Source organism: Tardiphaga sp. 839_C3_N1_4, assembly GCF_051811045.1.
GTDB lineage: Bacteria > Pseudomonadota > Alphaproteobacteria > Rhizobiales > Xanthobacteraceae > Tardiphaga.
Window position 1 is genome coordinate 3,220,457 of the sequence record NZ_JBPWQD010000001.1, and the last position, 20,691, is coordinate 3,241,147.

17 protein-coding genes are annotated in these 20,691 nt (G+C 62.2%); all 17 read right to left on the bottom strand.

Annotated elements, in window-relative coordinates:
• Positions 1–14: 14 nt before the first annotated feature.
• Entirely contained in the window at positions 15–344 is a 330-nt protein-coding gene (locus AB8A38_RS15480) for a DUF2160 domain-containing protein (protein ID WP_320446639.1), read from the bottom strand.
• Positions 345–353: 9 nt separating this feature from the next.
• Positions 354–1,160 carry a carbohydrate ABC transporter permease gene (locus AB8A38_RS15485; protein ID WP_439086559.1) on the bottom strand — a complete coding sequence of 269 codons (807 nt, stop codon included), beginning with the start codon at positions 1,158–1,160 and terminating at the stop codon, positions 354–356.
• Positions 1,160–2,062 carry a carbohydrate ABC transporter permease gene (locus AB8A38_RS15490; RefSeq protein ID WP_093760069.1) on the bottom strand — a complete coding sequence of 301 codons (903 nt, stop codon included), beginning with the start codon at positions 2,060–2,062 and terminating at the stop codon, positions 1,160–1,162. The genes AB8A38_RS15485 and AB8A38_RS15490 overlap by 1 nt, the downstream gene beginning before the upstream one ends.
• Positions 2,062–3,147 (bottom strand): ABC transporter ATP-binding protein, encoded by a 1,086-nt coding sequence (locus tag AB8A38_RS15495; RefSeq protein ID WP_439086560.1) that lies wholly within the window; start codon positions 3,145–3,147, stop codon positions 2,062–2,064. The genes AB8A38_RS15490 and AB8A38_RS15495 overlap by 1 nt, the downstream gene beginning before the upstream one ends.
• A gap of 1 nt (position 3,148) precedes the next feature.
• On the bottom strand, positions 3,149–4,237 hold the full coding sequence (locus tag AB8A38_RS15500) for an ABC transporter ATP-binding protein (protein ID WP_439086561.1): 1,089 nt from the start codon (positions 4,235–4,237) through the stop codon (positions 3,149–3,151).
• A complete protein-coding gene (gene glpD / locus AB8A38_RS15505) occupies positions 4,234–5,778 on the bottom strand; it encodes a glycerol-3-phosphate dehydrogenase (protein WP_439086562.1) in 1,545 nt (514 codons plus the stop codon). The genes AB8A38_RS15500 and glpD overlap by 4 nt, the downstream gene beginning before the upstream one ends.
• 322 nt (positions 5,779–6,100) lie before the next feature.
• Positions 6,101–6,898: a DeoR/GlpR family DNA-binding transcription regulator gene (locus AB8A38_RS15510; protein ID WP_315840526.1), complete on the bottom strand. Its 798-nt coding sequence runs from the start codon at positions 6,896–6,898 to the stop codon at positions 6,101–6,103.
• A gap of 115 nt (positions 6,899–7,013) precedes the next feature.
• Positions 7,014–7,208: a hypothetical protein gene (locus AB8A38_RS15515; protein WP_089262592.1), complete on the bottom strand. Its 195-nt coding sequence runs from the start codon at positions 7,206–7,208 to the stop codon at positions 7,014–7,016.
• Between the two features lie 86 nt (positions 7,209–7,294).
• Positions 7,295–7,726: an acyl-CoA thioesterase gene (locus tag AB8A38_RS15520; protein WP_093759634.1), complete on the bottom strand. Its 432-nt coding sequence runs from the start codon at positions 7,724–7,726 to the stop codon at positions 7,295–7,297.
• Between the two features lie 27 nt (positions 7,727–7,753).
• A complete protein-coding gene (locus AB8A38_RS15525) occupies positions 7,754–9,850 on the bottom strand; it encodes a 3-hydroxyacyl-CoA dehydrogenase NAD-binding domain-containing protein (RefSeq protein WP_439086563.1) in 2,097 nt (698 codons plus the stop codon).
• Between the two features lie 7 nt (positions 9,851–9,857).
• Positions 9,858–11,141: an acetyl-CoA C-acetyltransferase gene (locus tag AB8A38_RS15530; protein WP_439086564.1), complete on the bottom strand. Its 1,284-nt coding sequence runs from the start codon at positions 11,139–11,141 to the stop codon at positions 9,858–9,860.
• A complete protein-coding gene (locus tag AB8A38_RS15535) occupies positions 11,141–13,417 on the bottom strand; it encodes an acyl-CoA dehydrogenase (RefSeq protein ID WP_439086565.1) in 2,277 nt (758 codons plus the stop codon). The genes AB8A38_RS15530 and AB8A38_RS15535 overlap by 1 nt, the downstream gene beginning before the upstream one ends.
• 235 nt (positions 13,418–13,652) lie before the next feature.
• Entirely contained in the window at positions 13,653–14,276 is a 624-nt protein-coding gene (locus AB8A38_RS15540) for a flavin reductase family protein (protein WP_116661391.1), read from the bottom strand.
• A gap of 36 nt (positions 14,277–14,312) precedes the next feature.
• A complete protein-coding gene (locus AB8A38_RS15545) occupies positions 14,313–14,912 on the bottom strand; it encodes a TetR/AcrR family transcriptional regulator (protein WP_439086566.1) in 600 nt (199 codons plus the stop codon).
• Positions 14,913–14,931: 19 nt separating this feature from the next.
• A complete protein-coding gene (locus AB8A38_RS15550) occupies positions 14,932–18,072 on the bottom strand; it encodes an efflux RND transporter permease subunit (protein WP_439086567.1) in 3,141 nt (1,046 codons plus the stop codon).
• Positions 18,073–18,099: 27 nt separating this feature from the next.
• Positions 18,100–19,206, bottom strand: a complete 1,107-nt coding sequence (locus AB8A38_RS15555; protein WP_315840518.1) for an efflux RND transporter periplasmic adaptor subunit — start codon at positions 19,204–19,206, stop codon at positions 18,100–18,102.
• Positions 19,207–19,318: 112 nt separating this feature from the next.
• Positions 19,319–20,665: an MFS transporter gene (locus AB8A38_RS15560; protein ID WP_439086568.1), complete on the bottom strand. Its 1,347-nt coding sequence runs from the start codon at positions 20,663–20,665 to the stop codon at positions 19,319–19,321.
• Between the last annotated feature and the right edge of the window lie 26 nt (positions 20,666–20,691).

Here is a 20,691-nt window from a genome sequence, read left to right on the forward strand (position 1 = left end):
GCAGTCCATGCCGGTCAGACGGTGCGAAAAATTGCCACCGCCGAGACCAGCGAAATCAATGTCGCGAACCACAGGTTCGAGATCTCAAGTCCTTCCTCACCGATCGGCAGCGTCGCGATCGGATCGCTGCCGACGAAGCCGATCCACAACAGGTGGATGACGGCCGCTGCGATCAGCGACAGGAACAGCCGGTCGCCGCGCGTGGTGGGAATGCGCAGGATGCCGATGCGCTCGGCCTCGGGATAGGCGACTGCGAGCCAAGTCATGGTGCCCAGCGTCAATGCCAGCAGCCCAAAGAAGATCGCCGTCGGCGGTGTCCAGGCCATCCATGCAATATTTTCCATGACGGCCTCCTAGACCCGGCCAAGCGCGAAACCGCGCGCGATGTAATTGCGGACGAACCAGATGACGAGGGCACCGGGGATGATGGTCAGCACGCCGGCAGCGGCGAGCAGGCCCCAATCCATGCCCGAGGCCGACACTGTGCGCGTCATAACCGCCGAGATCGGCTTGGCATTCACCGAGGTCAGCGTGCGCGCAAGCAGCAATTCGACCCAGGAGAACATGAAGCAGAAGAAGGCAGCGACGCCGATGCCCGACGCGATCAGCGGCACGAGAATCTTCACGAAGAACTTCGGGAACGAGTAACCATCCAGAAATGCCGTCTCGTCGATCTCGCGCGGCACGCCGGACACGAAGCCTTCGAGAATCCACACCGCCAGCGGGACGTTGAACAGGCAATGCGCCAGCGCCACGGCCCACGGCGTATCGAACAGGCCTATGGCTGAATAGAGATTGAAGAATGGCAGCGCGAACACGGCGGGCGGCGCCATCCGGTTCGACAGCAGCCAGAAGAACAGGTGCTTGTCGCCCAGAAAACGATAGCGCGAGAACGCATAGGCCGCAGGTAACGCGAAGGAGATCGACAGTACGGTGTTGATGATGACGTATTTCAGCGAATTGATGTAACCGGAATACCAGCTCTCGTCGGTGAAGATGCGGGTATAGTTCTCCAGCGTCGGCTGGTGCGGCCACAGCGTCATGGTCGAGACGATCTCGGTATTGGTCTTGAAGCTCATATTCACGAGCCAGTAGATCGGCAGCAGCAAGAACACCAAAAACAGTAACAGGATAATGCGACGCCCAGGGATCGTATGCATCAGACCGCTCCCTCGCGCTTGGTGTGATCGACGCCGGCATTGGTCATCACGGTGTAGAATATCCAGCACACGATCAGCACGATGATGTTGTAGACCAGCGACAGCGCCGCAGCCTTGCCGAGATCGAACTGGCCGAGCGCGATCTTGACGAGCTCAATGGAGACGAAGGTGGTCGAATTGCCGGGACCGCCGCCGGTGACCACGAAGGGCTCGGTATAGATCATGAAACTATCCATGAAACGCAACAGCACGCCGATCAGCAACACACGGTTGAGCTTCGGCAACTGGATCGCGCGAAACACCGCCCAGCGCGACGCGCCGTCGATCTGTGCCGCCTGATAATAGGCATCGGGGATCGATTTCAGGCCTGCGTAACACAGCAGCGCGACGAGGCTGGTCCAGTGCCAGACATCCATCACGATGACGGTAGCCCAGGCATCAAACTCGTTCGACACGTAATTATAGTCGATACCCATGTGGTTGAGTGTATAGCCGAGCAGGCCAATGTCGGGACGGCCGAAGATCTGCCAGATGGTGCCGACCACGTTCCATGGAATCAGCAGCGGCAGCGCGAGGATCACGAGGCAGACTGCGACGCGCCAGCCGTCACGCGGCATCGACAGCGCGACAAGAATGCCGAGCGGCACTTCGATGGCGAGGATGATCGCGGAGAAAGCCAGGTTTCGCAGCAGCGACGCGAAGAAACGCCCGCCGAGATCGCTGGACGGATCGAGCAACTCCTTGAACCAGCCAACGCCGTTCCAGAAGAACTGGTTGTTGCCGAAGGTGTCCTGCACCGAATAGTTCACGACCGTCATCAGCGGCAACACCGCGGAGAACGCCACGATGAGAAACACCGGCAGGACGAGGAACCAGGCTTTTTGATTGACGGTTTTGTCCATCATGCAACCCCTTCGACAAGGCGGCTGTCAGCATAAACGTGCACCCGGCCGGGATCGAACACCAGCCCGACATCGCTCCCCGCAACAGAAAATCCCTGAGGTACGCGCGCGGCGAACTTGACGCCGCCGATGCGGACGCGCGCGAAACTGATACGGCCGAGATCGTCGACCCGCTCGACCTGCGCCAACAGCAAGCCCGGTGCGGGCGTCGCAACATGGACAAATTCGGGGCGAACGCCGATTTCGATTGTCGCGCCCGCTGGCAACTTGTCGTAACTGCGCTGCAGCGCGATCACGTGCCCGCCGATACGCGCCTCGCGGCCGCTGACTTCGGCCGGCACGATATTCATGCCGGGCGAGCCGATGAAATAGCCGACGAATGTATGTGCGGGCTTGTCGAACAGCTCCTGCGGCGTGCCGGACTGTACGACACGCCCGTCATGCATCACCACCACCGTATCGGCAAAGGTCAACGCCTCGGTCTGGTCGTGGGTCACGTAGATCATCGTGAGGTCCAGCGCGCGGTGCAGTGCCTTGAGCTTCGAGCGTAGTTCCCATTTCAGTGCGGGATCGATCACCGTCAGTGGTTCGTCGAACAGCACCGCAGCAACGTCGGAACGCACCAAGCCGCGGCCGAGCGAGATCTTCTGCTTGGCATCGGGCGTTAGCCGCGTTGCCTTGCGGCCCAGATAGGGCGTGAGATCGAGGAGTTCGCCGATCTCGGCGACACGTGCATCGATCTGGGCTTTCGGCACGCCGCGATTCTTCAGCGGAAAAGCGAGATTCTCGCCGACCGTCATGGTGTCGTAGATGACCGGGAACTGGAACACCTGCGCGATGTTCCGCGTCTGGGTCGACAGCGGCGTGATGTCCTTACCGTCGAACAGGATCTGGCCGCGCGTCGGCGTCACGATGCCGGAGATCAAATTGAGCAGCGTGGTCTTGCCGCAACCGGATGGGCCGAGCAGCGCATAGGCGCCGCCCTGCCGCCAGGTCATGGAGATCGGCTTGAGGGCAAAGCTCTCCAGATCGGCATCGGGGCCGCTGTAGGACTGCGCGAGATCGACGAGATCGATGCGGGCCATGTTACGCTCCCTGCGTGCTGTTGGGAGCGGCGACCAGACGGTCGCTGCCATCGAAGACGAACAGATTGGCGGGATCGAGCACGGCGTCGAGCATGTGGCCAGGCAGGAATTCATGCACGCCCTGCAGCACCGCAACCCAATTCGACGCGTCGCGTTTCAGATGGACGAAGCTTTCCGATCCGGTGATTTCGGTCACGGTTACTTCCGCAGGAAATGCATGCCGTCCGGCGAGACCACTGGCGACTTCGAGCTGATGCGCGCGGAAGCCAACGCGATAGCTGCCGTTGGCGAGGTTTGCGTAGAGCCCGCTGGCGGGCGCCGTCGCACCGCCCGCATAGTGCACATTTCCGTTCTTCTTCTCGATCACCACCAGATTAAGCGGCGGATCGGAGAACACTTCGGCAGCCTTGAGAGTCTCGGGGTGGCGATAGACTTTGGAAGTCTGGCCGACCTGCAGAACCTGGCCTTCCCACAGACACACGGTGCTGCCGCCCAATAAAAGCGCTTCGGAAGGCTCCGTCGTCGCATAGACGAAGATCGCGCCGGAGGCCTCGAAAATCTTCGGCAGTTCGGTACGTAGCTCTTCGCGCAGCTTGTAATCGAGATTGGCGAGCGGCTCATCGAGCAGCACCAGATCGGCGCCCTTGACCAGCGCGCGGGCAATTGCGGTGCGCTGCTGCTGACCGCCGGAGAGCTGCAGCGGCGTGCGTTTCAGATAGGGCTCAAGCTTGAGCAGTGCAGCCGCTTCGTGCACGCGCGTCTCGATCTCGGCCTTCGGCTTGCCCTGCACGCGCAGCGGCGAGGCGATGTTTTCATAGACCGACAGCGAGGGGTAATTGATGAACTGCTGATAGACCATCGCCACCGAACGCTTGCGGATATCGAGGCCGGTAACGTCCTTGCCATCGACCAGCACGCGGCCTTGGGTCGGCTTGTCGAGTCCGGCCAGCAGCCGCATGATCGAGGTTTTGCCGGCCAGCGTTGGCCCGAGCAGCACGTTCAGTGTGCCCCTTTCCAGCGTCAGCGAGACGTCACGGATCGTCGTGACGCCGTCCACCATCTGCGAGACGTGATCGAGCGCAACACTCATGACCGCGCTCCCGCTTCACGCATTGGATTGGCGGGCTGGGCGCGATTAGCCTGCAGCCATTGATCGAGAGCTGCGATCTCTTCCTTCGACAGGCGCAGACCAAGTTTGGAACGGCGCCACACGATATCCTCGGCACTGACGGCCCATTCATTGGCCATGAGATAGCGCACTTCGCGCTCGGTCAGCGTTGCCCCAAAGGCCTGACCGAGATCGGCCGGCGACTTCGCAGTGCCCAGCATCTTCGCGGCGCGCGTGCCATAGGCATGTGCCAGCCGATTGGCATGAGCCGGCGTCAGGAACGGATAGTCGCGCAACAATTCGGCGATCAGCGCGTCGACCGCGGAGACATCGAAATCACCACCAGGCAGCGTGGCATGGGCCGTCCAGCCTTCCTTCGCCTTAGTGCCCTTCAGATAGGGCGCGAGTTTCTGCAGCGCCTCTTCGGCAAGGCGGCGATAGGTCGTGATCTTGCCGCCATATATCGACAGCAGCGGCAGGCCGCCGGGCAGATCGAGCTCGAACACATAGTCGCGCGTCGCCGCCTTGGCCTCGTTGGCGCCGTCATCATAGAGCGGGCGCACGCCGGAATAGGTCCACACCACGTCTTCGGCCAGCACGGGCCTGGCGAGATATTCGCTGACCGACTTGCAGAGATAATTGATCTCGTCGGCAGAGATTTTCACATCGGAGGGATCGCCGTCATAATCGATATCGGTGGTACCGATCAGGGTGAAATCGTCCTGATAGGGAATCGCAAACACGATACGACCATCGGCATTCTGGAAGATGTAAGCACGGTCGTGGTTGTAAAGTTTCGGCACCACGATATGCGAGCCCTGCACGAGGCGGACTTTCGCTTTCGCATTGACGCCCGCACCGACCGCCAGAACATTCTCGACCCACGGACCACCGGCATTGACCAGCGTGCGCGCGCTGATGGTCGAGCGGTCGCCCGTCGCCGTATCCTGCACCGTGACCTGCCACATCCCGTCGGCCTGCCTAATCTCGGTTGCGCGCGAGCGCGTGCGGATGTCAGCGCCCCGGTCGGCGGCATCACGCGCGGTGAGCACGACAAGGCGCGCATCATCTACCGAGCAGTCGGAATATTCAAAGCCACGTTTGAACCGGCCGGGCGCCAGCGGCTTGCCGGTCTCGTCGCGCGTGAGGTCGAGCGTGCGCGTCGGGGGCAGAAGCTTACGGCCACCGATATAGTCGTAGAGGAACAAGCCCAAGCGTAGCAGCCAGGCCGGCCGCAGACCGGCGTGATGCGGCAGCACGAAACGCAGGGGACGGATGATATGCGGCGCGATCTGCCAGAGCACTTCGCGTTCCAGCAGCGCGTGGCGCACCAGTTTGAAGTCGTAATATTCGAGGTAGCGCAAGCCGCCATGGATCAGCTTGGTCGACCAGGACGACGTGCCGCTGGCCAGATCGTTCATCTCGCAGAGGAACACGGAATTGCCGCGGCCGACGGCGTCGCGGGCGATGCCGCAGCCGTTCACACCGCCACCAATGATTGCGAGGTCGTAGATCTGACCCACCCCGTCTCCCCTCCTGCGCCAATTGTCTGGCGCCTTCCTTCGGACGCGCCATCTTCGCTTTCAGCGATTTGGCTTTCGTTTTCGATTAAACCACAACCTAAAACGAAAGCAACTGGCATTTTCGGGGTCTGAACAGGCGCTAAGAGGGCCGATTTGGGTCACACCCACCGGCTGTCATCCCCCGCGAAAGCGGGGATTCGATCACCGCTAGCGCCTGCAATCTTGCCGAGGGGGCCGGTGACGACGGGATCGCCCAGTCCAAGCGCGCAATTGCGCGCCAGGCCGGACGATGACAGCTCGTGGTGAGTGCAAGAGGGTGGACCTACCCCTCCTCGGCCTCATCCGCCGACCCCGGCAAGGCCGCGATCACCTGCACGCCCCGGCTCCGGCAGATCTCCTGCAAGGAGGGCGGCAGCGGGACGTCGGTCACGAAGGTTTGGATCTGGCTGATATGGGCGATGCGAACGGCCGCGCTACGCCGGAGCTTGGTCGAGTCGCACACCAGCATGACGCTGCGGGCATTGGCGATGATCGCCTGCGCGGCCTGTACCTCGCGATAGTCGAAGTCGAGCAGCGCCCCCTCCTCGTCGATCGCCGAGGCGCCGATGATGGCGTAATCGACCTTGAACTGACCGATCAGCTTGATCGCCGTGGAGCCGATCACCGCACCATCGGAGCGGCGCACGGTGCCACCGGCGACAATCACCTCGATATGCGGGTGACGATAGAGCATCATCGCCACATTGAGATTGTTGGTAATGACCAGCAGGTTTTCGTGATTAATCAGCGCACTCGCAACTTCTTCCGTCGTAGTGCCGATATTGATGAACAGCGACGAGCCATTGGGAATCTGCGCGGCGGCGGCGACGCCGATCGCCTTCTTTTCTTCGGCGGCCACGAAGCGTCGCGCTTCATAGGCGAGGTTTTCCACGCCGGAGGCGACGATGGCGCCGCCGTGGATGCGCGTCAGCAGGCGCTGGTCGCAGAGATCGTTGAGATCCTTGCGGATGGTCTGTGCGGACACCTCGAAGCGGCGCACCAGGTCGTCGACCATCACGCGGCCAAAGGCGCGCGCGTGATTCAGGATTTCGGATTGGCGATGGGTCAGGCCAGCAGTCACGACAGCACCTCGGATCGAACGGTTCCATGGTGCGGGTGTTGGCGGCAATGGTCAACGCGTCACCGGCGCAGGCGCCATCCGCGTCGCCGCCGCGACGTCGTAAGAGAGTCGCCCTCTAGGGCGTCACAACTGCTTGGATACCCTGCGCGAATTGAAAGGCAGCGCGTTCAGCCTCGCGCGCATTGCGAAACAGCTGGCCTTCCATGGGGTTGAAACGGTGCGACGCGGCGAAGAACCTGTACCCACCGGGATCGCGAACCACGATGCCGGCAGCCTGCGATGAGACTTCGATGATGTAAGTGTCTGACATGGCGGCCCCCTACGCGATAGGCGATGCATATTCCGGGCCACTAACTGCAGAGGAGGTATTTCGTTCCCGCCGGTGTTTGGAATTGCTCAGGTCGAGATCGTCGCGTCCGGACGCTTGATCACCTGCGGGCGCCCCGCCTCGTCGATGGACACGAAGGTGAAATTGCCGTCGGTCACCAGGATCGGGGCGTTTTCGTTGCGGCGAAGCACCCAAGCCTCGATATGCACGGTAAGTGACGTGCGGCCCATCCGCACCAGTTCCGCATGCACGGACACGACGTCACCGACATGAACGGCCTTGCGGAAGGTCATTGCCTCGATGGCGACGGTGACCGTGCGCGTCTTCGCCACCTTGGCGGCAAAGATGCCGCCGCCAAGATCCATCTGGCTGAGCAGCCAGCCGCCAAAGATATCGCCATTGGCATTGGTATCTGCCGGCATCGCCACCGTGCGGATGGTGAGATCGCCGGTCGGTTCCGCATCCAGCCCAGTCACTGGCTGCGTCGTTGATTCAGTCATGAGCAAAGCCTGCCGCAAATTGAGTCATCATTTAAAGGTTTCCCAGCCGGCATCCGGCGCAAAGCGATCGCCGAACCGGGCCGCCAGCGTGCGCAGCGTGGCGGTGATATTCTCGGTTCCACGCGTCCGCGCATAGTTCAGCGGGCCGCCGCGGAACGGCGCATAGCCGGTGCCGAAGATCATTGCGCCATCGACCACATCGGCGTTGTCGACGATGCCTTCGCGCAGACAGGCGACGCAGACATTCGACATCGGCAGCACCAGGCGATCGATCATCTCCTGGGTCGGCCGCGCGGTGGCGACCGCGCTGGAGCTCTTCTCGGCCTTGCCGTCGTGCCACGTATAGAAGCCCTTGCCGGTCTTCTTGCCGAGCTCGCCCTTGTTGACCTTCTCGCGCAGCCAGGCCGGCGTCGGTGGCAGCAGGTCGCCGAACTTCGAGCGCAGCATGTCGCCCACGGCGAGGCAGATATCGAGACCGACCTGATCGGCCAGCTCGATCGGTCCCATTGGCATGCCGAACTGTTCGGCAGCGGCATCGATGGTTTCCTTGTCGACCTTCTCCTCCATCAGCATCATCGCCTCGAGCATGTAAGGCGTCAGCGCACGATTGACGAGGAAACCGGGCGACGACTTCACCGGCAGCGGCAGGCGATCGATGGCGCCGACAAAGGCCGTGGCCTTCTTCAGCATCTCCGTATCGACGCCGTCATGGCTGACGACCTCGACAAGCTGCAGGCGCGACACCGGGTTGAAGAAGTGCAATCCGAGCAGCCGCTCCGGCCGCGCCAAAGTGCTGCGCAGATCCTGCAGCGGAATGCTTGACGTGTTGGAGGCGAGGATCGCATCCGGTTTCATGCGCGGCTCGATGCCGGCATAGACCTTCTGCTTCAGCTCGAGCTTCTCCGACACGGCTTCGATGATGAGATCGGCGGTGCGCACGCCCTCGCCGTCCATATCGGGGATCAGGCGATCCAGCGTATCGCGCTGATCGGTGCGCTTGCGGATGATCTTGCTGTAGAGATCGGCCGCGCGCTTGATGGCGCCCGCGATCGGCTCGGGCTTCATGTCGGCGAGTGTCACGCGTATGTCCTGATGCGCGCACCAGGCCGCGATGTCGCCGCCCATGGCGCCGGCACCGATAACATGAACATGCCTAATCGTATTGCCGTCGCCCGCGAGCTTCTTCATCTGCTCGCGCAGGAAGAAGACGCGGATCAGGTTCTGCGCCGTCGGCGTCACCATCAGCCGGGCGAAGGACGACTTCTCGGCATTGAGCATCGCCGCGCGGTCGCCGCCGTGCTTCTCCCACAGCTCGATCAGTGCATAAGGTGCGGGATAGTGCTCGCGCGGCGCAGCCTTGCTGGCCTCGGCGACCATGCGCGAGGCGAGAATCCCGCGCATCGGCGAGAAGTTCATGATCGGGATCAGCGCACTCGGCTTGGCGCGCTTGAGCTTGCCGAACACCGCATCGCGCACGGCGTTACGGATATGGCGCTCCTCGGTCACCGCATCGACAAGGCCGATGGCTTTCGCCTTGCGCGCGTCGATGGTCTTGCCGGTCAGCATCAGCGGCATCGCCTGCATCGGATTGACCAGATGCGTGAAGCGCGCGGTGCCGCCCAAACCTGGATGCAGGCCGAGCATCACTTCCGGGAAACCAAACCGCGCACCATCGATCGCGATACGCATCTGGCAGGCCAGTGCCACTTCGAGGCCTCCGCCCAGGCAGAAACCGTGAATGACGGCCACCGTCGGGATCTTCAGCGCCTCGAAGCGATCGATCACCGCGTGAGCGCGGCTGATCTGCGTTTCCACTTCCAATGGGTCTATGGCGCCGCGAAATTCATTGACGTCGGCGCCGGCAATGAAGCCGGACGTCTTGGCCGAACGAACCACGATGCCAGTCGGGCGCTGAGCTTCCAACGCGTTCAGCACCTGATCGAATTCTTCCAGCACCACAGCCGACAGCGTATTGGCGCTCGCATCGGCGCGGTCAAACAACAGCCACGCGATGCCATCGGCATCGCGCGTCAGCTTGAAGTGGCGATAGGCGCCCGATGTGTCGGGAGCCGGCCCGAGTTCGAGCACGCGATCCCCAAGAACGTCCATGATCTTGCTGTCCATGACGCCCTCACACCGTCTCGATCAACATTGCACCACCGAGGCCGCCGCCGATACATTCGGTAGCGATTCCCCGTTTGGTGCCGAGCCGCTTCATTGCATTGACGAGATGCAGCACGATGCGGTTACCGGATGTGCCGACGGGATGACCGAGGCTGATCGCACCGCCATCGACATTGAGCATGGCACGATCGATCTCGCCGGCAGCGCCATCGAGGCCGAGCACCTCGCGGCAGAATTTCTCGTCCTTCCACGCGGCGAGACAGCCGAGTACCTGCGTGGCGAAGGCCTCGTTCAACTCCCAAGTCTCGATGTCCTGAATCGTCATCTTGTTGCGTTTCAACAGATCGTTCGACGACAACACCGGACCGAGCCCCATGATCGACGGATCGAGCGCAGACCACTGGCTGTCGACGACGACGGCCTTCGGCGTCAGTCTGTGCTTGGCTACGGCTTCTTCCGACGCAAGGATCACCCAGGACGCGCCATCGGTGATCTGGCTGGAATTGCCGGCGGTGACCTGCCCCCACGGGCGCTCGAACACCGGCTTCAGCATCGCCAGTTTGTCAACCGACGAATCCGGCCGCACGCCGTCGTCGTGGTCGTAGAATTTGCCCTTGCGATCGAAGGCGGTTTCCACCTCGCCCTTCAGCCAGCCCTGCTCCTGCGCATGCGCAAGGCGCTTATGGCTTTCGACGGCATAGGCATCGGCCTGCGCGCGGGTGATGTCGAACAGATGCCCGACCTTCTCGGCGGTCTGTCCCATATTCAGCTCGGTTATCGGATCGGTGAGACCGCGCTCGAGGCCGATGATCGGCTTGAAATAAGCCGGCCGGGCCTTGGCGATCGCCGCCACCTTGCCGAGCACACCCTTGGCCATGGCAAGCCCGGCGAACCAGCGTACGCCGTTCTGCGGCCAGACCAGCGGCGCGTGGCTGAGCGCCTCGGCACCGCCAGCCAAAATCAGATCGGCATTGCCTTCGCGGATATAGCGATAGCCGGTGTCGATCGACTGCATGCCGGAGCCGCAATTGATCTGCACGGTGAAGGCCACCATCGCCTCGCCCATGCCAAGCCTGAGCGCGGCGACGCGCGCCGGGTTCATCTCGTCGGCAATGACATTGACGCAGCCGAGGATCACCTGGTCGAAGGCATCTGGCGCAAACGGCTGCCGCGCCAGCAGCGGGCGGCCGCATTGAACGGCGAGATCGACAGGGGTGAAAGGGCCGGGACCGCTGCGCGCCTTCAGGAACGGCGTGCGACTGCCGTCGACGATATAGACTGGTTTTGCCATCAGCTTGCTGCCCGCTGCTCACCAAGTTCCTGGAAGAACTGGTGCACGTTATCGGACTTCTTATAGCCGGGCGACAGCTCTTCCGGCGCGAAGTGATCGACCTCGATCACCAGCTTGACGGCTTCCTGCGCAGCGGCGATCTTCTCGCCTTCCGCCTGGGTGATAACGCCCTGTGTCACTGCGTCCTTCCAGCTCTTCAGCTTTGCCGTGCGGATGCGCTTGGCAATATCGTCACTCGATGCCACCAGTTTGAACGCCTTCTCCAGCCGCGCCAGACCGCGATCGTCGTCAACATGCGACAGATCCGGCGTCAGGCGATCGCGCGTCGCCGATGGCTCCAGGATCATCTGCGCGCAGCGATGCACCACGCGGTCGGAAGGACCGAGCACCGATGCACCATATGGCTGCACGATGAATTTGAGGATGCCGGCGACAAAGCGGTTCGGCAGGTTGGCCAGAATTTCCGCAAAGCGGTTCTCGATGGTCTTGAAGCCGGACGCCATACACCATTCAAGCGCCGGCAGGTCTTCCTGCTGACGGCCTTCGTCCTCCCAGCGCTTCAGCGCAGCCGAGAGCAGATAAAGCTCGGAGAGAATATCGCCGAACCGCGCCGACAGCATTTCCTTGCGCTTCAACGCTCCGCCCAGCGTCAGCAACGCCATGTCGGCGCACAATGCGAAGGCCGAGGAATAACGCGAGAGCTGGCGATAGAACTGTGTGGCATCGCCGGCATCCGGCGCAGGCGCGAATACGCCACCGGTCCAGCAGCGGCCCCAGGCGCGGAACAGCGTGGTGACGCTGTGACCGATATGTTTCCAGAACGCGGCGTCGAAGGCCTCTAAGCCCTTCGCCTTGTCGGGATCGCCGAGCGCATTCATTTCCTGCAACAAATAAGGATGCGCGCGGATGGCACCCTGCCCGAACACGATGAGATTGCGCGTCAGGATGTTGGCGCCCTCAACCGTGATGCCCACCGGCACCGCGCGATAGAGATTGCCCATATAATTCTGCGGCCCGTCGATCACGGCCTTGCCACCATGGATGTCCATGGCATCGTCGATGGCGACGCGCATGCGTTCGGTGGCATGCAGCTTCATGATGCCGGAGATAACCGCGGGATGATGACCCAGATTGAGCGCCGCCGAGGTCAGTCGCCGTGCAGCGTCGAGGAGATAGGCGGTGCCGGCGATACGGGCGAGCGGCTCCTCGATGCCTTCGAACTTGCTGATCGAAATGTTGAACTGTTCGCGGATGCGGGCATAGGCACCGGTGGTGCGCGCGGCATAGGCGGCACCCGCAGCAGACAGCGACGGCAATGAGATGCCACGGCCGGCGGCGAGCGCTGACATCAGCATCTTCCAACCCTGACCAAGCCGCTCCTGACCGCCGATGATGTAGTCGAGCGGGATGAAAACGTCGCGGCCCCAGTTCGGGCCGTTCTGGAACACCTGCATCGACGGTAGATGGCGCTGGCCGATCTCGACGCCCGGAAGATCATGGGGGATTAGCGCAACCGTGATGCCAAGCTCGTCCTGTGAGCCCACGAGGTGATCGGGGTCATAGGCCTTGAAGGCGAGACCGATCAGCGTCGCGACCGGGCCGAGCGTGATGTAGCGCTTGTGCCAGTTGAGACGCAGGCCCAGCACCTCCTGGCCTTCGAACGTGCCCTTGCAGATGATGCCGCTGTCGATCATGGACGCCGCGTCCGAACCCGCTTCCGGGCTGGTAAGGCCGAAACAGGGAATGTCACGGCCGTCGGCAAGGCGCGGCAGCCAGCGCTGGCGCTGCGCGTCGGTGCCGAATTTCATCAGCAGCTCGCCGGGGCCGAGGGAGTTGGGCACCATTACCGTGACGGCGGCGACCACCGAACGCGACGAAATTTTGCGCACCACTTCCGAATGCGCATAAGGCGAGAAGCCGAGACCTCCGAATTCCTTCGGAATGATCATGCCGAAGAACTTTTCGCGCTTGATGAACTCCCAGACGTCCGGCGGCAGATCGCGCAATTCCCAATTGATCTTCCAGTCGTCGATCATCTCGCAGAGACGATCCACCGGCCCGGTCATGAAGGCCTGTTCTTCATCCGTTAGTGTGGCCGGCTTGATGGCGAGCAGCTTGGCCCAGTCCGGATTGCCGGTGAACAGGTCCGCATCCCACCAGACGTCGCCGGCTTCCAGCGCCTCGCGCTCGGTGTCCGACATCTTCGGCAGCACGCCCTTGGCCCAGCCGAAGATCGGCTTGGTGAGATAATCGCGGCGCAAGCTGGACGAGCTCATGGAGGCTTCCTCTCGATCGAGGCAACCGGCAGTCCGGGCGGACCACGGGCGCCCAAAGGCAGACGCTCTTAGCAGGACGGTGTCGGTGTCACCTTAGCTTTCGCATTGAAATTCAAGCGAAATTTGACAGCATCGAGCCATCATTAACGACAGGATACCGCAACGGTTCCCGAAAGGCGATTTCCCGCCGCGTGACCTGTGGTCGCGCGACCGATGCGCCGGACTGCTAGCGGGCTCAGTCCGGGCGGGCCATCTCGAACATGGCGTCCTGCTTGATGTGGAAGTAATCGCCGCGGCGACCGGCGCGCAGGATCGGACCGGCGAGCGCGGTCTGGTACACGCCGTCCACGATCAGGGTCTTGTCGATATGGATGGCGACGACCTCACCCATGGTGAGGAAGGCATTGGCCGAGGCACCGTTGGCACCCTTGAGTTCGATGATCTGGGTCACCTTGCACTCGAAAGCAACGCGGGCTTCGCCGACCCGTGGCACATTGACAAGCTTGCTCGGCACCGGCGTCAGACCGGCAAGCTCGAATTCATCCACTTCCGGGCCAACACTCGCGGCCGTCGCGTTCATCTGCTTGGCCAGATCCATGGTGGCCAAATTCCAGACGAATTCCTTCGTCGCCTGCATGTTGCGGGCGGAGTCCTTGATCCCGATGCTGGAAAAGCCGATCAGCGGCGGCGTGTAGTTGAAGGCGTTGAAGAAGCTGTAGGGCGCCAGATTAACGTGGCCATTGGCATCCCGCGAGGAGACCCAGCCGATCGGACGCGGACCGATAATGGCATTGAAGGGATCGTGCTTGAGGCCGTGGCCGTTGACAGGCTCGTAGGAATGCAGATCGAATGCGGTCACGCGGAAGATCCTCTGAATTAACGTCGGAGAGATCGTCTAGCCCCGCGGGGCCAACCCGGCAAGAACGAAGTCGATCATCTGGTCCAGGGTCGGGCCAGGTTTCGTCGCACATTGCGCGATCATCTGCGGGTGAAAGAACCGCATCATGGCGGTGCAGGCGCACATGGCTGCCAATTCGACGTCCGGAGCCTGAAACTCACCCTTGGCAGCACCGTCCGCGATGACACCGCCGATGGTAACGGTGATGCGCTCCATATGAGCAGTGCAGACATCCCAACTCTCTTCCATGGCGATGGCGACCATCTCATGCAGCTTGGCATCGCCGACATAGCGTTCGGCATTCATCTCATGGATCGACGTCAGCAGTTCGCGGAGCCGCGCGGCGGCCGGCTGCGGATTTTCAGCAATCGCTCCAGCGGCCTCTTCAACTTCCCCCATCAGCCGCTGCGCCACGGCCGAGATGATCGACTTCTTTGAATCGAAGAAGCGATAGACGTTCGCCGGGCTCATCCGCAGCACCTTGGCGATATCAGCCACGGTGGTCTTCTGGTAGCCGATTTCACGAAACAGCTTTTCCGCGACCAGAACGATGCGGCCCCGCATATCGGCTTCGACGTGATCAGAAATCAGAGTCATCTCGGAGTGCAGTCTTCAGTTATTCGGCAGCAAGCGGAAATGCCTGTTTCTTGTCGTGATGGTGCGGTGCGTGATGATCCACATCCTCGCCCGATCCGCGTTCATCCAGGCTCTTGCGAAACCATAGGGCATAGAGACCCGGGAGATACAACAACGTCAAGAACGTCGCCACAAACAATCCACCCATGATGGTGACCGCCATCGGGCCCCAGAAGGCCGAGCGCGACAGCGGGATCATCGCCAAAATAGCTGCCAGCGCCGTCAGGATGACCGGACGCGCACGGCGCACGGTCGCCTCGACGATGGCTTCGCGGCGGGTCAGGCCGTGCTGCACGTCGGTTTCGATCTGATCCACCAGAATAACGGCGTTGCGCATGATCATACCCGCCAGCGCGATCAGGCCGAGCAATGCCACGAAACCGAACGGCTTGTTGGCGACGTTCAGGGCCAGCGAGGCGCCGACGATGCCGAGCGGCGCCGTCAGGAACACCAGGATCAGGCGCGAGAAGCTCTGCAGCTGCACCATCAGCAGCGTCAGCATGATGATCATCATCAGCGGAAACAGCACGGCAATCGAGGCATTGCCCTTGCTGGATTCTTCCACCGCGCCGCCAATCTCGATGCGATAGGCGGGCTCCAGGCTGTCGCGGATCTGCTGAAGTTGCGGCCAGATCTGGTTGGTGACATCCGGCGGCTGCACGCCATCGACAACGTCGCCGCGCACTGTGATCGCCATGTCGCGGTTGCGGCGCCAGAGGATCGGCTCCTCATGGGCGTATTCGATCTTGGCCACCTGCGACAGCGGCACCGGGACGCCGTTGCGCGAGATGATGGTGAGATCGCCCACACGGCCCAGATCGAGGCGTTCCGACGGAACGGCACGGGCGACGACGCCAACCTTCTCGATGCCGTCACGCACGGTCGTGACCGACACGCCGGAGATCAGCATGGCCAAGGATTGCGACAGCTCCTGCGGCGTCAGGCCGAGCGCACGGGCGCGGTCCTGGTCGACTACCAGCCTGAGAGACGGCGTCTGTTCGTTCCAGTCGAGCTGCGGATCGACCATATTCTTGTTGGCGCGCATCACTTCGCGCACCTTGTAGGCGATATCGCGCACGGTCGCCGTATCCGGCCCGATGACGCGGAACTGGACGGGGAAACCGACCGGCGGACCGAAATTGAAGCGATCGACGCGCACGCGCGCTTCCGGCAGCTGGCCATCGGCGACGGCCTTCTCGATCTTGGACTTGATGCGCTCGCGTGCCTCGACATCCTTGGACACGATCACGATCTCGGCGAAGGCCTCGTTCGGGAGCTGCGGATTGAGGCCGAGCCAGAAACGCGGCGAGCCGCGGCCGACATAAGCCGTATAGGTGGCGATGTCCTTATCGTCCTTGAGCAGCTTTTCGGCTTCCTTGACGGCCTTTTCGGTGACGCCGAAGGCCGTGCCTTCCGGTAAGCGAAGCTGGAAGAACAGTTCGGGACGTTCCGACAGCGGGAAGAATTGCTGCTGGACATGGCCGAAACCGACGATGGCAGCAATGAAGATACCGACGGTGGCGGCCACCACCTTGATACGATGCGTGACGCACCACTGCACGACGCTGCGCAGACCGCGATAGATGCGCGTCTCATAGACCGCATGCGGATCGTGATTGGCCTTGCCGTGAGTAGCAAAGTTCGGCAGCAGCTTGACGCCGATATAGGGCGTGAAGATTACCGCGACGAACCATGAGGCGATCAGCGCAATCGCCACCACCCAGAAGATGCCACCGGCATATTCGCCGACTGCGGAATTGGCGAAGCCGATCGGCAGGAAGCCGACGGCCGTGATGAGCGTGCCCGTGAGCATCGGAAATGCCGTGGACTCCCAGGCGAAGGATGCCGCGCGCACGCGGTCCCAGCCTTGCTCCATTTTCACCACCATCATCTCGACCGCGATGATCGCGTCGTCGACCAGTAGGCCGAGCGCGATGATCAACGCGCCGAGCGTGATGCGATGCAGATCCATGCCCATCGCATTCATGACCATGAAGACAATACCGAGCACCAGCGGCACCGAGAGCGCCACCACGATGCCGGTGCGCCAGCCGAGCGCAAGGAAGCTGACGAACAGCACGATCCCCAGGGCCTCGATGAACGAGTGCGTGAATTCGCCAACGGCATGTTCGACCACCAGCGGCTGATCGGCGATCTGCTCGACATTAATGCCCTGCGGGACGGCGACCATGAACTCGTTCTTGGCCTTTTCGACGTCCTTGCCGAGTTCGAGAATGTTGGCGCCGTTGGCCGTCACCACGCCAATGCCGAGTGCGTATTGGCCCTTCTGCCGAACCTTGAAATCCGGCGGATCGACGAAGCCGTGGCTCACCGTCGCAATATCGCCGAGGCGGAAGGTGCGTCCGTTGCTCTCGACCGGCGTCTCCGCCACCGTCTTCACGCCATCGAGCGCGCCGGTGACGCGCAGCGGCACGCGCTGCGACGAGGTTTCCACCGTACCTGCCGGCTGGATCGCGTTCTGCTTGGCAAGTGAGTCGAACAGCGTCTGCGGCGTGATGCCGAGCGTTGCCAGCTTGGCGTGGGAAAATTCGACGAAGATGCGCTCGTCCTGGGTGCCGTAGAGATTGACCTTGGTGACGCCCTTCACCTTCAACAGGCGCTGGCGCAGGCCTTCGGCAACCTTCTTTAGCTGCGCAAAGTCGGCGCCGTCGCCGGTCATCATGTAGAGGATCGAGTCGACATCGCTGAACTCGTCATTGACCGTTGGCCCGACCAGATTGCCCGGCAGGCTGCCCTGCACGTCGGCAAGCTTCTTGCGCAGCAGATAGAACAGGAACGGCACGTCCTTGGCCGGCGCGTTGTCCTTGAACGTGACCTGCAGCGCCGTGAAGTTCGGCTTCGAATAGGTCTGCACCTTGTCGAAGTAAGGCAGCTCCTGCATCTTTTTCTCGATGGGATCTGCAACCTGCTCCTGCATTTCCTTGGCCGTCGCGCCCGGCCAGATCGCCGTGACGTTGACGACCTTCACCGTGAAGGACGGATCTTCGGCGCGACCCAGCTTCTCGTATGAGAAGAAGCCGCCGACGCCGAGCGCGATGATCAGAAACAGGATCAGCGCGGGATGAGCGACGGCCCAGGCGGAGAGGTTGAAGCGATGCATCGGCTTCGTCCTTTGAATGCGAGCGTCTTAAAACGACAATGCGGAGACGACGTGGACCTTCAGCGCAGGGTCCAGTTTCTGCACCCCGAGCGTCACGATCTTGGCACCTTCATCGACGCCACCTGATATGATGACGTCGTTGCTCTCATAGGACTTCACCTTGACGGGCTGCAGCGCAACGTCGCCCGATGCGCTCACAACATAGAGCGAAGGGTTGTTGCCCTGGCTGAACAGTGCCGAGAGCGGCACGCGCGCAACGCGTTCGGTGGCGGGATCGGACAGCGTCAGCGTTGCCGTCATGCCGAGCGACACTTTGTCGTCGGCCTCAGGCAGCGAGAACTTGGCGAGATAAGTGCGCGTCGCGGTGTCGGCATTAGGCGCAAGTTCACGCAGCTTGGCGGCATATTGCTTGCCGGGCTCGGACCACAGCGTCACGCTGGCTTTGCCTTCCTTGGCGCGGCCAACCAGCGTTTCCGGAATGGAAACCACCGCCTCCTTCTCGCCGAAACGCGCGACACGGATGGCGGCCTGCCCGGCGACGACGACCTGACCGGCATCGACCAGCGTCGCGGTGACAACGCCGCGGGTGTCGGCGATCAGCGTCGCATAAGAGAGGCTGTTCTTGGTAAGTTCGACCGAGCGTTCGGCGCGATTGAGACGCGCGCGGGCTTCGTCGCCCGTGGCTTTGGCCTGATCGAGCTGTGCCTGAGTGGACCAGCCCTTGCTGCGCAATTCGGTGGCGCGGCCCTCGGCTGCAGTGGCATTGGCCAGCACACCCGTGGATGCGTTGAGTTCGGCGACCGCCTGCTCGGCCTGCAGCTTCAGATCGACCTCGTCGAGCGTAGCCAGCGGCTGGCCGATCTCGACATTCTGGCCGACCTCAACAAGGCGCTTGGCGACTTTGCCGGTGACCCGGAAGCCCATATCGGTCTCGATCCGCGGGCGGATGGTGCCGACGAAACTGCGCTGCGGCGATTCCGGCTCGTAATGCACGGTCGCGACCAGCACGGGGCGGGTTGGCTTGGCTTCCGCCTCGGTTTTCTTGCCGCATCCGGCCAGAGCAAGAGCCGGGATCAGCAAAAGCGCGGCGGCGAGTGGCTTGCGGAAAGCGCTGACGTGGGTGTGGCCGGGCATCGCGAGGAGTCCTTCGAATGACTGTTCGAAGGGAACCTAGGCGTGATCACTGACGAATGTCAATATTCGTCAGTGATCACAATTTCGCTAGATTGCCGCACCGCTCACGGCCTTATTTCACCCGTGCCGGTTTACCGGTAGCTGCGAACTCCGTGGCTGTCCCGTGATTGCCGACCAGCACGAGAATGCCGGCAACCAGCGGCATGGCCGCCAGGACCAGAAGCCCGGTCGAGGTGCTGCCGGTCAGTTCCTTGACCCAGCCGATCAGATAGGGACCGCCGAAGCCGGCGAGATTGCCGATCGAGTTGATCAGCGCGATGGCGCCGGCCGCCGCCGTGCCGCTCAGCCACGCGGTCGGCAGCGTCCAGAACAGAGCGAAAGTGCAGAACACGCCGATCGCAGCGACTGTCAGTGCGACCATGGTCAGGGTCGGATTGGTGGAGATGCCGGACAGCGCGAGCGCCACGGCGGTCAGCAGCAGCGGCAGGCCGACATGCCAGACGCGTTCACGGGTCTTGTCGGAATGCTGTGCCCACAGCACCATGGCAATGGAGCCAAACAGATAGGGGATCGCGGTGACGAAACCGGTCTGCAGGTTGGTGAAGCCGAACGCCTTCACGATCTGCGGCAGCCAGAACTGCATGCCATAGAGCGCGCCGACAAAGCCGAAATAGATCACGCTCAGCATCAGCACCTTCGACGACGACAGCGCCTGCCCCAGTGTCATGCCATGGGCGCTCTCCTTGGCGAGACGCTCGCCTTCGAGCTTGTCGGAGAGCCACATCTTCTGGTCGGGCGTCAGCCATTCGGCCTTTTCAGGCTTGTCGGTGAGGTAGAACCAGGTGACGACGCCGAGAATGACCGAAGGAATCCCTTCGATGATGAACAACCACTGCCAGCCCTTCAGGCCCATGACACCGTCGAGCCCCAGCAGCATGCCGGAGATCGGCGCGCCAATCACCGTGGATACGGGAACCGCGATCGCAAAGGCCGCGAGGAAGCGCGCGCGATATTCGGCCGGAAACCAGTAAGTGAGATAGAGGATAATGCCGGGGAAGAAGCCGGCCTCGGCTACACCGAGCAGAAAGCGCAGCGTGTAGAAGCTCCATGGGCCACTGACGATCGCCATCAGCGCGGAGATGATGCCCCAGCTCACCATGATGCGCGCGATCCAGCGGCTGGCGCCGAATTTCTCCAGCGCGATGTTGCTGGGAACTTCAAAAATGAAATAGCCGATGAAGAAGATGCCGGCGCCCCACGCAAAAACGGTGGGCGAGAAATTCAGCTCGGCATTCATGGTGAGCGCGGCGAAGCCAAGATTGACGCGGTCGAGATAGGCCAGGAAATAAGCCAGCACCAGAAACGGGATCAGCCGCCAGGAAATGGCGCGGATGGTCGAGGTTTCGATGTCGGATTTTGCGCTGCGCGTGGCGCGCGCCCCGACGGCGGTCTGGCTCATGGTTCACTCCCGGTCGCTTGTTGTCG